The organism is Methanosarcina sp. MSH10X1, from assembly GCF_004099695.1.
In the GTDB taxonomy this organism is placed as follows: Archaea; Halobacteriota; Methanosarcinia; order Methanosarcinales; family Methanosarcinaceae; genus Methanosarcina.
In genome coordinates this window covers 77,523-90,253 of the sequence record NZ_SCHL01000007.1, presented here as the reverse complement: position 1 = coordinate 90,253, position 12,731 = coordinate 77,523, and the positions used below count along the sequence as shown (strand labels likewise).

Sequence of the window (12,731 nt, the reverse complement as noted above, 5' to 3'; positions counted from 1 at the left end):
AAATTGGATTAAAAAATGAAGATCTGAAAAGTATTCTCAGATCCTCATTGCTCTCAGGCGTCTTACCCTCTCATCGGTTACAGGATGAGTGCTGAAGAGAGACTGGATAGTTCCTCCCTTCAAGGGGTTGACAATGAACATGTGTGCACTGCTTTCATTTGCCTGCACATCTGAGACTCTCGGTCTGTAGTGAGAGTTTCCGTATTCGAGTTTTTCAAGAGCATTGGCAAGAGCCCAGGGTTTTCTGCAAATAGCAGCTCCTTCTGCATCGGCTGCATACTCCCTTGACCTTGAGATTGCAAGCTGGATGAGAGTTGCAGCGATAGGCGCTACAATTGCCATTGCAATAAGGCCTATGATTCCACCGCCGCTGTCATCATCTCTGCCGCCGAAGCCGCCGAAAATCGCAGCCCACTGTGCCCAGTGAGCAAGCATTGTGATAACACCTGCAATGGTCGCAGCTATAGCACTTATCAGGGTATCCCTGTTCTTCACATGTGCAAGCTCGTGTGCCAGCACGCCTTCCATTTCTTCATAGGAGAGCAGCTCAAGAATTCCGGTTGTAGCAGCCACAGCCGCATGCTGTGGGTTTCTCCCAGTCGCAAAGGCATTAGGCATTCCGGACTCTACGAGATATACTTTAGGCTTTGGTATTCCTGCTCTCATAACGAGCCCATCAACAATCCTGTGCAGGTTCGGAGCTTCCGCAGGGGAAACTTCCTTTGCCCTGTACATCTTGAGTACTATCTTGTCACTGTACCAGTAGCTTCCGAAATTCAGGATTACTGCAAACAGGAACGCGATAATCATTCCGCCCGTACCCCCAAAGTAGTTTCCTATCAGAACAAGGAGACCTGTCAGGGCGGCAAGCAAAACTGTAGTTTTAAGCATGTTCTTCATGACTTCTCACACGACGTCCTCCCAGGCTAGTGTCTGGGTTTTCGGTCTTTGACTTCTAGTTTGAAACTTATTTCCATAAGTTAGAGCACGTAGAATTAGTACTATTTATTCTGACTACGGATATATATTTTTTCTTCTGGTTACGCAGGTTGACACAATTGTATTATTTGACTTTCTTATTTATCTAAAATTAATTCTAAATTTTATAAAGTGGAAAGCCTTTTTCCCAAAAAGGGAAATTCCCTCCGTTGTCTGGCTTGTTTTATTCTTCTCTCTAAGAACCTGGGACAATCCAAATTCCTAATAATAACTAATATTTAATTTTACATATATTTATATTCGATGTGATTTTGATATAATTAGTTTGGAATCATACTAATATTGGACTCAAAAATATATGTATTTATTGAAGAGTTACTTTAACCAATTTTCAGCAAAGTTAAATTCCGGTTATTTTTGTGTCCATTCCCGAACCACATACTCAATACCTACCAGCCCGTTCCCATACTTTTCCACCCTTCCGGTCTTTAATCTAATCTCTTTCCCAATCCGATCAAACAATGGAATCCCACTTCCAAGAATAATGGGAACAATAGTAACAATCAGATCTTCGACCAGATTTTCTTCAAGGAATGCCTTTACAAGCTGTGACCCCCCAACGAGCCAGATATCCTTATCAGTACTTCCCTTCAGCCGGCGAACAAATTCCCCGACGTTACCGGAAACAAATTCTACGTTTTTTTCCCGGCGCAGGGGCTCGCTTTGTCGTGTAAAAACATATGACTTTTTCTCCCCATAAGGCCAGTTTCCAAAGCCCAGAACCTGTTCATAGGTTTTTCTGCCCATCAGGACTGTTCCTATCGAGGAATAGAATTCGGAATAGCCGTAGTCGGTTTCGGGATTGTTATCATATTTTGTCAACCAGTCTATGCTGCCGTCTTCCCTGGCTATGTAGCCGTCGAGGCTGCAGGCGATATAGAGCTTTATTTTAGGCATATTTTCTTTCAATGTCCCTTCCCCTTTAGTAACTTTTATCTGAGTTTATGTGATTTTGCTTCTTATATGTCTCCCCCGAGCATGCCCATTCCCCTTAAAATCGAACATTCTTTAAAAGACCGCCTTTACTGGAATTTCCTTAATCTTATCCCTTTTCTAATCGGTTCGATAGCAATTGCCAGAGATTCGTTCATGTGGGTAGCCGTTTATACAGGAATAGCCCTATTTTTCTTTCTTACTATTGAATTCCGTTTTGCCTGCACCCACTGCCTCCACTACATCCGGAGCAAGGGCTGCGTAAAATGTATGATGCTTCCGGGAATACCAAAACTTTTTAAAGCTCGATCCGGTCCTCACAACCCTTTTGAGAAAGCTATGGTTGTTCTTGGAGCTTTGCCTGTTTTTCTTTTTCCGGTTTACTGGCTGGTCAGAGACCCGCTATTGCTGGGAGCATATATCATTGCCTGGGCTCTGTTCTTTTTGACCGCGCAGCGGTATGAGTGTGTAAGGTGCATTAACTTCGAGTGTCCTGTGAATCGAATACCTGCAGGTGTAAAACAAGCGCATGAGAAAAAGGGCGCCCTTTCCGGGAACGTTAAGCTCCCAGGAGAGAAACTCAGGATGTCAGGCTCAGGCGGATGCATTTCTCTTAAAATGAAGCATGAATTTAAGGATTTTCTGTACTGGAACTTCGTAACCCTGATTCTCTTATTTTCGGCGGGTCTTGCAATTGGCATTTACTCTACAGGCTGGCTGCTCGTCTATGTTTTTTTAGTCTTCTTTCACTTTGACATTCTGGAACAGCGTTTTTTCTGTACACATTGCCCTTATTATGCAACTGGCGGGATAAAGCAGAGATGCATGATGAGCTGGGGCTGGCCGAAGCATTTCAAGCCCAGACCTTACCCCCCAGGAAAATTTGATCTTGCTATTACTACCCTGGGGTTTTTGATCGTAATCTTTTTCCCGATTTCCTGGCTTTTGAAAGAGCCGTTTTTGATGGGTACTTACTCAGTTTCCATTTTAATTTTCTTGCTGACGATATGGAAGTACGAGTGTTCCCACTGCATCTACTTCGGATGTCCTTTTAACAGGGTTCCGGCTGAAATAAGGAGAAAGTTTGAAAAAAAGTTATTATCGGATTTTCAGTAATAAAGAGGAAGTTTGGAGAAACTCTTAAACCAAGAAGTTCTGCAACCAAATAAAAAAGCAAAAATAAAAACTGCGAATGTCAGTATGTATAAAATTGTAACCTTATTTTTGCTTAAACTGAGGGTTTCTTATATAGAGCCAAAAGTTTAGAATGTAAGACAACTCCTCATTTTTGTGATTAATTTGTTTTCCCATAATTAAGTGCCCCAATTAACAGCAGGTGTTGGAACGGCCATTAAGGCATATAGTAACACAGTACACAGCAAAACCTTGAATTTTGTGCCCACCAGAATTCACCTCCTTTATGTGTTTCCAATCTGATTATAAGTTTCTCGCTTAATCTACATTATGTCTGCAACCACATCGTTACCCAGGTGTCTTAAACTTTAGAGCAATCATATACTATTAGAAAATTATTTATATATGCGCTAGGTAAAAGGATACCGTAATCCTAATTATTCCGGGATTACATAATAGAAAAGGAGACTCAGAATATGAAAGACGGAACCCAGGAGACCTCTCCCAAACCTATTTTGCATGGATTTTTGTTAAGCAACGGCAAGTTTATCACTCCCGCTGAAATGGAAATCATGGAAAGCCTCGGGGTTGTCCGGGCAACAAAAATCTGAGCTTCAGCAATAAACCGGAATAGAATACATACCTGGACAGGCAAAAAAGTTTCTCGGAAAATAAAGACTTAAAAGGCTGGATAAGTTATTAATTAATCTTAATTCTTCCATAATCTATTCGTTTAAAACAGTCGCGGAAGCCCAACTAATGAAACCTTAAAAGCAGATTGAATAATCTTCTGGGACATTGGTCTGTCATTTTGTGTCCTTTTTGTTCAAACTTCCTGCAATCTCTTTTTCAGCGGAATACTTTGTGTATAAGATCATCCCATTAAGTTTGAAGTTTTCACGCCCTGTGAGTGTCTTGCCTGTGAAGAGGGGTTTGCTATTCTTTATTTCAAGGTTATTCTCAGTCTCCATCGCGATTCCAATTTAAACTATAAAGTTGAGTAAGTGGAGTAACTTTATGAAGTAAAGTGACCTATACATAATACAACGAGAGAGTGACTGCCGTGAAAGCCGCCTGCATCCAGATGAACATTTCCCTTTGCTCAAAAAAAGAAAATCTTGAGCGAGCACTATTACTGGCAGAGGAAGCAGTTTCTAAAGGGGCTGAATTACTAGTTTATCCTGAAGTTTTCTCAACAGGGTTTTGCTATGACCGGATAGAAGAAGTGGCTGAAACGGTTTCAGGTCCTACTCTGGAAGCCTTATGCGATTTCTCGAAAGCGCACGATTGCATTCTAGCAGGTTCAATGATAGAAAAGAGAGGAAGTTCAGAAGCCAGCGATGAAAGTAACGTTCCTTCTGAGTGTATAATTCCTCCTCAGTATAACCTTGGTTTCTGTATCGAATCCGGGAGACTTGCGGGCATACACAGGAAAACTCACCTTTACGGTCCTGAGAAAGAGTACTTTGCGCATGGAGACAGGCTCGCTCCTATCAGGCTGGAAAAGTCCGGGCTTTCTATAGGGCTCATAGTCTGTAATGAACTCCGGTATCCTGAAGTCGCTCGAAAATTGGCACTTGAAGGAGCCGACCTGCTGGTTTCGGCTGCCGAGATCCCGGATTTTTATATACATCCCTGGCACACTATGTCTCTTTCACGGGCAATTGAAAATCAGCTCCCACATGTTGCCTGTAACAGGGTTGGCAAAGACAGGTACTCAACTTATACCGGAAACTCCTTTATCGCCGACGGTTGGGGCCAGATTCTTGCAGAAGCGGGAAAAGAAGAGTGTGTCCTTCTAGGGGAAATCGATCATGAGAAGGCAACGGAAATCAGGAAAGCTGGCTCGATTCTGGAAGATCGCAGACCTGATCTTTATTAATTTAAAATTATTTAAAACTATTACTTAAAACTATATTTAGAAAAAAACCTTTATTAGATAACAAATTGAAACAAAGGAACTAAATAAGAATTAAGAAAAAGGAACTAAAAACTTTTGATAGTAAAAATTAGATAAATAAAAATTTAGATAAAAATTTAAATAAATAGTCAAAAGCGTAGTTTATTTCGAAGTAAGTAAAAAGGTAAACCCTGCCGGGTTACCCTTTCAGTTCTTTCACAATCAGTTCACGTGCGGTTTTTGCGTCTGCCGTACCCTTTGTCTTTTTCATGACCTGTCCGACAAGGAAGTTCAGGGATTTCTCCGTGCCTCCAAGATAATCCTGTACAGCAGCTTCATTTTCGGCAATTGCTTCTGCAACGGCTTTAGTCACCAGGTCGTCTTCTGCTTTAAAAAGGCCCTTTTCTTCGATAATCCGGGACGGGGTTTTTTCCTCTGTGGTATCCAGCATGGTTCGAATTACTTCTACTGCAGCCCTATCACTGATTTTACCTTCGGCAAAAAGGTTAATCAATTCTACCATATCTGAAACCTTAAAGGAGTTCTTTATTCTCGGATCTTTTGCATGGATGAAACCTATTCTCTCTCCATCGTAAGAAGAAATTGCGAGGTCACGGTAATTTAACTCCCCAAGGAAAACGTCAGCCGTCCAGGTGGCTGCAAACTTCGGATCCGCACCTTTTGCACTGACACCTTCATAGAAATCAGCAAGCATAATCTTTGACGTAAGAGACCGTGCGTGCATATCCGTAATTCCGTATTGCTCCATGAAACGAGCACGTTTGGCATCCGGAAGTTCAGGTAAGGTTTCCTTAATTGCAGAAATCCAGTCAGTAACACGCATAGGCATGAGATCAGGTTCGCGGAAGTAGCGATAGTCCTCAGCTTCTTCTTTTGTCCTCATTGAAAGCGTTACGCCCCTGCCCTCATCGAAATGGCGAGTTTCCTGTGAGACCTTCCCTCCACGTCGGATCACATTCTTCTGGCGCATAATCTCATAGAGAAGGGCTCTTTCAACTCCTTTGTGAGAGGAAATGTTCTTGACCTCAACGCGGGTGCCCCAGTGGACCGAAACGTTTGCATCCACACGCATTGCGCCTTCCAGGTTGCCGTCAAAAACGTCCAGATATTCAAGGATATTCCTGAATTTATCAAGGAACCTTCTTGCTTCTTTGGGGCTGCGCATATCAGGTTCTGTAACAGTCTCAATCAAAGGCATACCTGACCTGTTGTAATCGATAAGGACACCCTTTGATTTCCCTATGCTTCCTATATGCACAAGCTTGCCAGGATCTTCTTCCATGTGAGCTCTTGTAATTCCGACCGTATGCTCCCCGTCTTCGCCTTCAATTACGACTTTTCCTTTGCTGACGATTGGGAAATCATACTGGGTAATCTGGAAACCTTTGGGAAGGTCAGGGTAGAAATAGTTCTTCCTGTGGAATTGCGTCTCTTCTGCAATCTCTCCTTCAAGGGCAAGTCCCACTTTAATTGCAGCTTCCACTGCTTTCTTGTTCAATACAGGAAGCGCTCCCGGAAGGCCCAGACAGACCGGACAGGTGTGAGTATTGGGCGCTGCATTGTGGTAGTCCGTGGAACAGCCGCAGAACATCTTGGTCTTAAGTTTGTTCAGCTGGATGTGGATTTCAAGCCCGATCCTTATCCCTTCAGGGTTCTCATAGACCATTTATGCCACCTCCTGTGGCCTCTTTGTGTGATAATCGGTATTCTGCTCGAAAGTGTACGCTGCACGCAGCACAGCAGACTCGTCAAAGGGCTTGCCCATTATTTGAAGCCCTATAGGAAGGCCTTCAGTGAAACCGCACGGCACGGAAATTGAGGGCACGCCTGCAAGGTTGATCGGGCAGGTATTCACGTCCGAAAGGTAAAGTGTGAGCGGATCTTCGATTTTTTCTCCTATTTTAAAAGCAGGGTTCGGCATGGTTGGAGCCATGAGTACATCAACTTTTGAGAGCGCCCTGTCAAAGTCCTGCTTCACAAGGGTCCTGACCTTCAGGGCTTTCAAATAGTATTTATCATGGTATCCTGCCGAAAGCGCATAGGTCCCAAGCAGAATTCTTCTCTTTACTTCTGTCCCGAAACCCTCAGCCCTTGTTTTCGAAACCATTGCATGCCAGTTTTCGCCGCTCTCTCTAAATCCGTACCGTGTTCCATCGAAACGGGCCAGGTTTGAGGAAGCTTCACTCATTGCAATGATATAATACGAGGCAAGTGCGTACTTTATATTGGGCATAGAGACTTCTTCCAGGGAAGCCCCGAAATCCTCGTATTTGTGAATAGCATTCCATACGGCTTTTTCAACATCCGGATGTATACCTTCCCCGAAAAACTCTTTCGGGATTCCGATCTTAAGACCTTTTATATCTTCTACAAGGGCTTTCTGATATTCGGTTTTACTGTCAATAGAAGTTGAGTCTCGACGGTCGTAGCCAGCTATGACATCCATAAGGATTGCAATATCCGTTACATTGTTTGCAAGAGGCCCTATTTGTTCAAGAGAGTTTGCGTAAGCTACTACTCCATATCTGGAAACGGCTCCGTACGTAGGTTTAAGCCCAACAACCCCGCAGAAAGCCGCAGGGCAGCGTACTGATCCGCCAGTATCCGAACCAAGGGCAAGGGGAGCTTCTCCTGCTGCAACGACTGCTGCACTGCCTCCGGAAGACCCGCCAGGTACTCTTTCAAGGTCCCAGGGGTTTGCAGTCGGCCCGTAATAGCTGGTTTCCGTAGAAGAGCCCATTGCAAACTCATCCATATTGGTTTTTCCGAGAATTACTGCGCCTGCAGCGAGGAGCTTTTCAATAACGTGGGCATTGAAAGGAGGAACGTAGCCTTCAAGGATCCTTGAACCGCAGCTGTTTGGCAGTCCGACTACGGAAATATTGTCTTTTATCGCAATTGGCACTCCTGCAAGAATGCCATTATGTCCTTCAGAGTCAATCTTTTTAGCCTGATCAAGAGCCTTTTCAGAAACTGTTATATAACCATTAATTTTGCTCTTTCCTATATTTTCGAGGTAGTGGGCTGTTACTTCTTCGGCTGAACTTTCTTTAATTCTCTCTTTAACCTGTGCAACACTCATCCATTTTGCCATCAAAAATCCTCCTCAGCCGATCTTCGGAACTCTGAAAGTCCCGTCCTGTTTATGTTCGGTATTTGCAAGAACAACTTCCTGAGGGAGGCAATCTTTAACCATATCATCCCTGAATACGTTATATATCTCAGCCACATGGTAAGTGGGGGCTACATCTTCGGTCTGCAATTCATCAAGCTGTCCGAAGTATCCCAGGACTGAGTTAAGTTTTTCCATGTATTCGACGGTTTCCTGTTCGCTAATATCAATGCGAGCAAGCCAGCCGATGTGTTCTACATCTTCTTTTGTGATCATGAAAGTTCCTCAAAAATAGAATAATCCTGATTAGAATGCCGTTGGTTGCTGCATAATAGAAACAGGTTAATGGGATAAATATATATTCATCCCCCCTTGCGTCCGTTGCCGCCCCCGAGTTCCGTCCACAAGCCTTTTTGTAAAAGGCTTGAGCGAAAACCTTTTGAGAAAAGGTTTTATCGAAAACTAATGCTTTATCTAAACGTTTATCTGAGTTCGTGGCTGGCAGCGAGTAAAACTTGCTCACTGCCGGATCTTCCAAAAATAGGAAATCTGGATTTTTTGGTTGGAGAGTAATGTTAGCATATACTGTCTTTGGTTCTTCGTTTTATGCTTTCTGTCTTCTGTTAAGGTCGTACATCTGGACTTTTTTCATTTTTGCAAGATTGAGTACTCTTTCGAGTTCTTCGTCAGTGAGGGGTCGGGCTTCAATGTAGCCGTTGTCTACGGCTTCGTTGAAGATTTCGTATCCTATGGCTGAGCGGGCAAGGACTGTGGTCCAGCCTCTTGGGCTGCCGACTCCTCCGAAGGAAATATCCGAGTTTTCGGCGGTAAGGTCTGTGCAGAAACGGCAGGAAGAGCTCCGATATTCGTCAAATTCACTGAGATCGAAGACCTGTTCCTTTCCATCTTTCAGAGTGACCTCGAATTTTCCTCTTCGGATTTTCATCGCGTCTACGTTTTCCAGTAAGATTCCATAGCTTTCAAGGACGGCTTTAATCCCCTCATAGGAAAAAGTATCCATGCAGAAGAGCCCGAGTTTGAGGACTTTTGCCCTCATAAAAAGATGCAGGAAACCGTAAGAACTTTTTTGCATCTTGGTAACAGCATCGATATTACAGCTTGTCCCTACAAAGGCAATGCTGTTCATTCCCTGTTTGATTGCACTCATAAGGGCTTCAAGCGTCATGGAATGCGAGTAAATGCTGCCGCTACCCTCAAGAATATCTTCCCTGGTTTTCGCGACAATAGGCACCGGTTTCCAGGGTTCTTCTTTTGAGCGGGTAGTAACCACAGCGCAATCTATCAATCCCTCATCCAGGGCGTACAGGAGAAGCGAGGTTACGACTCCTCCGTCCTGCCCCCTTATTTCGGGAATTGCAGACCTTGCTGCGTATGCGTACCGGAAACATCCTATAAGCCCTTCTTCCGTTGTTATGGTTCTTGGGCACTGGTAGTAGCAGACTCCACAGGCTTTGCAGGGACCTACCAGCTTTGGTACGCCGCCCTCGATAGTTATGTACTCACAGCTTGCTGCGCAGGCTCCGCAGAGGGTACATATGCCTGGTTTTATGATATCTTTTCTCAGTTTCCCAAAGGAAATTTTCTCTTTTTCACTAAGACCCCGCTTTAGACGAATTACGCTTTTTTCCAGTGCGTCAAACTTTTGTTTGCATTCTGGACTACAGAAATAATAATTCTTCCCTCCATAGTCCGAGATATACTCCGTATTGTCAGATATGATTTTCTTGCAAATAGGATCGAGTGGCATTAAGAACCTCCAAAGCAGGTTTTGTGAGAATCTCAGAAAGTGCCATCAGGCTTGCTCGTTATTCAGGAATTGATTAAGTGCCAGCCTTAAGTGATTATGAATATTATATTTACTATGCGTATATTATATGCATCTTTTTATAGTTTTATCATTTATAATTTATGTTCTTTATAATTAGGTGTTGTATTTATTCTTATGGGCATCTATCAGAGAACGATCTTGAAATCATTATTTCAAACGAAAGAGATCTCGTCAGGATATGTCTGAAATAGATGGAAAGGCAGTGCTAAAAAGGTATAAAGGCAGTCGTAGAAGGAAAAACTAACCTGAAAACGGAAGGTATACAGAAATAGTGACAGATAAACAGAGATAATGAAAATACTGAATAAACGAAAATAAAGTAAAATTAAAAGTAATGAAAAACCGGAACTGAATAAAGGTCCATACACTGTTGAATTCTCCTTCAGAATATTTTAGCAAAGGTTATTATAGGCTTTAGTTAATCTTTCTTTATCTTTTGGGTAATTATGTTCTTTTTAGATATCTTTTAAGGTTCTGGAGAAGCAGTATTTCAGAAATGTGCTGACCTCAAGCGCTGGTTCCTGAACTTTAAAATCCGATCCATTCGAACTGATCTCAGCTCAGTTCGAATAATCTTCAAATAAACCTTAACTGCCTTCAGATTAAGCCTGCAAAATAATCCCTGTTAATTAAATTTGTTCACAGATCCTCAGGAAGGAATTAAAAATGGCTCTGAAACCTAGAATTACGGAATCCCCTCAGGTTCGTTTGATCGATCTTAAATCAAAACCCTTCTTTATTGTAGCTTCTTTAGAAGTCGGAAATACCACAACCAAATCTATTCTTACAGCTACGAATATGGACACTGGAAGGACCCATATCATAAATAAGGTCGTGCGGATGACCAGAGATGTCCGCCCCCCCAAGCCCGGGGAAACCGTATTCGGTAAGACACTTACAGGTATTGAACTCAGTCGCGAAGCTGTTGCAGAACTGGTTAGTAGCACTCTGACCGAATCAATGGAAAGAGCGAACCTTGATATAAAAACCGATCTGGACTTTGTGGTTCGTTCCACTGGCGTGGTTGCAGGTTTTGATTCCCCGGATGATGTAGGTGAATTTATCAAAGCCCTGGCCGACGGTTGCCTGATGGCAGGAGTCCCACCCAAGAATATGACGCCTCCCATGTCTATCTCAAATATACCTAAAAGGTTCCAGAAGTACAGCAAACTGGAACAGGTGATTTTTGATGGAGCTGTCGCAAGCGTAACACCACCCATTGGTTCAACTGGCGTTGAAATCGTTGCAAATGAAATGGAGGGAGAACTCGCCACAGCAGGGATTAAGGAAGCAGCCCAGCTTACGGATGTCGATTTCAGAAATCCCTGTATATCTATTGACTTCGGGACAACCCTTGATGGCAGGATTACAAGTTCCGACCAGCCGTACGCAAAAACAATAGGAAACTTCTGCGGATATGCCGGGGCAATTCCTGATGCTATTGTCCGTGGTTCGAAGGTCGTGGATTCAAAAGTAGGAACAGCACTTGAAGTTTTTGAGAAAGAAAAATCGCCTTCTTTTCTTACTTTGAAGATGAAGGCTAAAGCGATTGAGGCATTTGCAAAGCGTATTCATGAACTTATCATTATTGAAAAGGTCCCTAAGAACAGAACGAGATATGGAAGCGTGCCTGTCAGGCCGGATGCAGCCGAGCAGATAGGTGTAATACTTATAGGTTGCGATGTAGGAGAAAATGGTTCCGATATGGGCAAGCTCAGTGCTATAGGCATGGAAATCTGTAAAACTAATGGGCTTCCGGTTGTATATGCTGTCATTGATGAGGTCATGGCAGGTGTGGTTTGCAGGTTGATCAAGATCGCAAAAGATGAGGGGCTTATTTTCGAGGACACAACTATAGGGATTACAGGCAGGGCAGGTATTACAGGGAATAAACCCAAACTGATCCTGAAATGTCTGGATGAACTCAAACTCGCACCAAAAATAGACGAGAGGGTAGTCTTTGTAGATGACGGACTTGCCAGAGGTGCAGCCGTAATGGCTCGATGCATGAATTCCCTGGGTTCGCCTCAAAGTCCTCTTGGCGGCAGGCATGGTGGGAAATGTATACTTGCACAGAGGGTAAAGTTACAGAAAAGATAATACTGAAGTATATACGAAGCATCGGGAAATAACTCTAAAGCAAGGCAGTATAAGAGAATATTGAGAAGAGAATATTGAGATGTAAAAACAAAAATATTAAAGACAAAAGTACTCAAAATGCAGGAAGAGGAATTATCCTCCTGCTCCTCCTCCCCCTGCTTTTCCGAGGTCGAAAGCCTGCATTGTTTCTCTCTGCTTTCTGAACCTTTCTTCCAGTTCTTCAGCAGTGAGTTCCCTTTCTTCTTTCTTTTCTTTAGCTTTAAGTTCAGTTGGCTCCAGAGTTTCCTCTCTGTACCAGAGCTCTGTACTTTCGAGCAGAACCCATACCTTCCCCTGCTCGTCCTTTTTGATCTCAGTAACGCGGCTGATCGTATCACTGTTTACGTATTTGACAGTGTCTCCCGCTTTGATAGGTTTCTTATTCCGCCCTACAGCTGTAATTACCTCAGCTTCAGCCATGTTTTCACCTCAGGGCTTTCAGGACACTGGCACTTCAGGCCCTGCAAGTCCCTTCTTATTATTTAACTGCTTATAGGTTATCCAGGCTCTCTAATAAAGTTTGTGTGGATTGAGCCTTTGGAGGTCTTCGCAAAACTTTTTAGAAAAAAACTTTTTTCCAAAAAAGTTTTATCAAAAACTAAAAACGCATGGTCTGAACCCTTAAGGTCTCTGTGAAATACACT

Annotated in this window: 12 protein-coding genes; 4 read left to right on the top strand and 8 right to left on the bottom strand. The window is 43.2% G+C overall.

Going from position 1 to position 12,731, the window contains the following annotated elements:
- Window positions 1–36 precede the first annotated feature (36 nt).
- Both htpX and EQO05_RS07900 read right to left on the bottom strand, forming a co-directional pair.
- Window positions 37–900, bottom strand: coding sequence for a zinc metalloprotease HtpX (htpX, locus tag EQO05_RS07905; RefSeq protein WP_128505364.1), 864 nt, complete (start codon window positions 898–900; stop codon window positions 37–39).
- A 450-nt stretch (window positions 901–1,350) separates the two neighbouring features.
- Entirely contained in the window at window positions 1,351–1,908 is a 558-nt protein-coding gene (locus EQO05_RS07900) for a dihydrofolate reductase family protein (RefSeq protein ID WP_240664479.1), read from the bottom strand.
- A gap of 54 nt (window positions 1,909–1,962) precedes the next feature.
- On the opposite strand from EQO05_RS07900, the gene EQO05_RS07895 reads away from it, so the two are divergent.
- Window positions 1,963–3,048 (top strand): hypothetical protein, encoded by a 1,086-nt coding sequence (locus EQO05_RS07895; protein WP_128505362.1) that lies wholly within the window; start codon window positions 1,963–1,965, stop codon window positions 3,046–3,048.
- A 494-nt stretch (window positions 3,049–3,542) separates the two neighbouring features.
- Window positions 3,543–3,677, top strand: coding sequence for a hypothetical protein (locus EQO05_RS16105; RefSeq protein ID WP_255420842.1), 135 nt, complete (start codon window positions 3,543–3,545; stop codon window positions 3,675–3,677).
- A gap of 195 nt (window positions 3,678–3,872) precedes the next feature.
- On the opposite strand, the gene EQO05_RS15510 is transcribed toward EQO05_RS16105, so the two are convergent.
- On the bottom strand, window positions 3,873–4,037 hold the full coding sequence (locus EQO05_RS15510) for a hypothetical protein (protein WP_164888504.1): 165 nt from the start codon (window positions 4,035–4,037) through the stop codon (window positions 3,873–3,875).
- Window positions 4,038–4,129: 92 nt separating this feature from the next.
- On the opposite strand from EQO05_RS15510, the gene EQO05_RS07890 reads away from it, so the two are divergent.
- Complete coding sequence (locus EQO05_RS07890; RefSeq protein WP_205793741.1) at window positions 4,130–4,948, top strand: nitrilase-related carbon-nitrogen hydrolase; 819 nt, start codon at window positions 4,130–4,132, stop codon at window positions 4,946–4,948.
- Between the two features lie 217 nt (window positions 4,949–5,165).
- Here the strand turns inward: EQO05_RS07890 and gatB are convergent, their stop codons facing one another.
- From gatB to EQO05_RS07870, 4 genes are all read right to left on the bottom strand, one after another.
- The gene (gene gatB / locus EQO05_RS07885) at window positions 5,166–6,653 is read right to left on the bottom strand and encodes an Asp-tRNA(Asn)/Glu-tRNA(Gln) amidotransferase subunit GatB (RefSeq protein ID WP_128505359.1); all 1,488 of its coding nucleotides are present in this window, start codon (window positions 6,651–6,653) and stop codon (window positions 5,166–5,168) included.
- Window positions 6,654–8,081 carry an Asp-tRNA(Asn)/Glu-tRNA(Gln) amidotransferase subunit GatA gene (gatA, locus tag EQO05_RS07880; protein ID WP_128505357.1) on the bottom strand — a complete coding sequence of 476 codons (1,428 nt, stop codon included), beginning with the start codon at window positions 8,079–8,081 and terminating at the stop codon, window positions 6,654–6,656. It abuts the gene before it with no gap.
- 12 nt (window positions 8,082–8,093) lie between these two features.
- Window positions 8,094–8,375: an Asp-tRNA(Asn)/Glu-tRNA(Gln) amidotransferase subunit GatC gene (gatC, locus tag EQO05_RS07875; RefSeq protein ID WP_128505355.1), complete on the bottom strand. Its 282-nt coding sequence runs from the start codon at window positions 8,373–8,375 to the stop codon at window positions 8,094–8,096.
- Window positions 8,376–8,703: 328 nt separating this feature from the next.
- Window positions 8,704–9,867: a Coenzyme F420 hydrogenase/dehydrogenase, beta subunit C-terminal domain gene (locus tag EQO05_RS07870; protein WP_128505353.1), complete on the bottom strand. Its 1,164-nt coding sequence runs from the start codon at window positions 9,865–9,867 to the stop codon at window positions 8,704–8,706.
- Between the two features lie 747 nt (window positions 9,868–10,614).
- Here EQO05_RS07870 and EQO05_RS07865 point away from each other — a divergent pair.
- Window positions 10,615–12,048 carry a methanogenesis marker 14 protein gene (locus EQO05_RS07865; RefSeq protein WP_128505351.1) on the top strand — a complete coding sequence of 478 codons (1,434 nt, stop codon included), beginning with the start codon at window positions 10,615–10,617 and terminating at the stop codon, window positions 12,046–12,048.
- Between the two features lie 132 nt (window positions 12,049–12,180).
- Here the strand turns inward: EQO05_RS07865 and EQO05_RS07860 are convergent, their stop codons facing one another.
- A complete protein-coding gene (locus EQO05_RS07860; RefSeq protein ID WP_128505349.1) occupies window positions 12,181–12,507 on the bottom strand; it encodes a DUF2098 domain-containing protein in 327 nt (108 codons plus the stop codon).
- Window positions 12,508–12,731: the final 224 nt, after the last annotated feature.

Coding starts and splice junctions, on each gene's coding strand:
- htpX (WP_128505364.1), bottom strand. CDS start 900: ATGAAGAACATGCTTAAAACTACAGTTTTGCTTGCCGCCCTGACAGGT.
- EQO05_RS07895 (WP_128505362.1), top strand. CDS start 1,963: ATGTCTCCCCCGAGCATGCCCATTCCCCTTAAAATCGAACATTCTTTA.
- EQO05_RS16105 (WP_255420842.1), top strand. CDS start 3,543: ATGAAAGACGGAACCCAGGAGACCTCTCCCAAACCTATTTTGCATGGA.
- EQO05_RS15510 (WP_164888504.1), bottom strand. CDS start 4,037: ATGGAGACTGAGAATAACCTTGAAATAAAGAATAGCAAACCCCTCTTC.
- gatB (WP_128505359.1), bottom strand. CDS start 6,653: ATGGTCTATGAGAACCCTGAAGGGATAAGGATCGGGCTTGAAATCCAC.
- gatA (WP_128505357.1), bottom strand. CDS start 8,081: ATGGCAAAATGGATGAGTGTTGCACAGGTTAAAGAGAGAATTAAAGAA.
- gatC (WP_128505355.1), bottom strand. CDS start 8,375: ATGATCACAAAAGAAGATGTAGAACACATCGGCTGGCTTGCTCGCATT.
- EQO05_RS07870 (WP_128505353.1), bottom strand. CDS start 9,867: ATGCCACTCGATCCTATTTGCAAGAAAATCATATCTGACAATACGGAG.
- EQO05_RS07865 (WP_128505351.1), top strand. CDS start 10,615: ATGGCTCTGAAACCTAGAATTACGGAATCCCCTCAGGTTCGTTTGATC.
- EQO05_RS07860 (WP_128505349.1), bottom strand. CDS start 12,507: ATGGCTGAAGCTGAGGTAATTACAGCTGTAGGGCGGAATAAGAAACCT.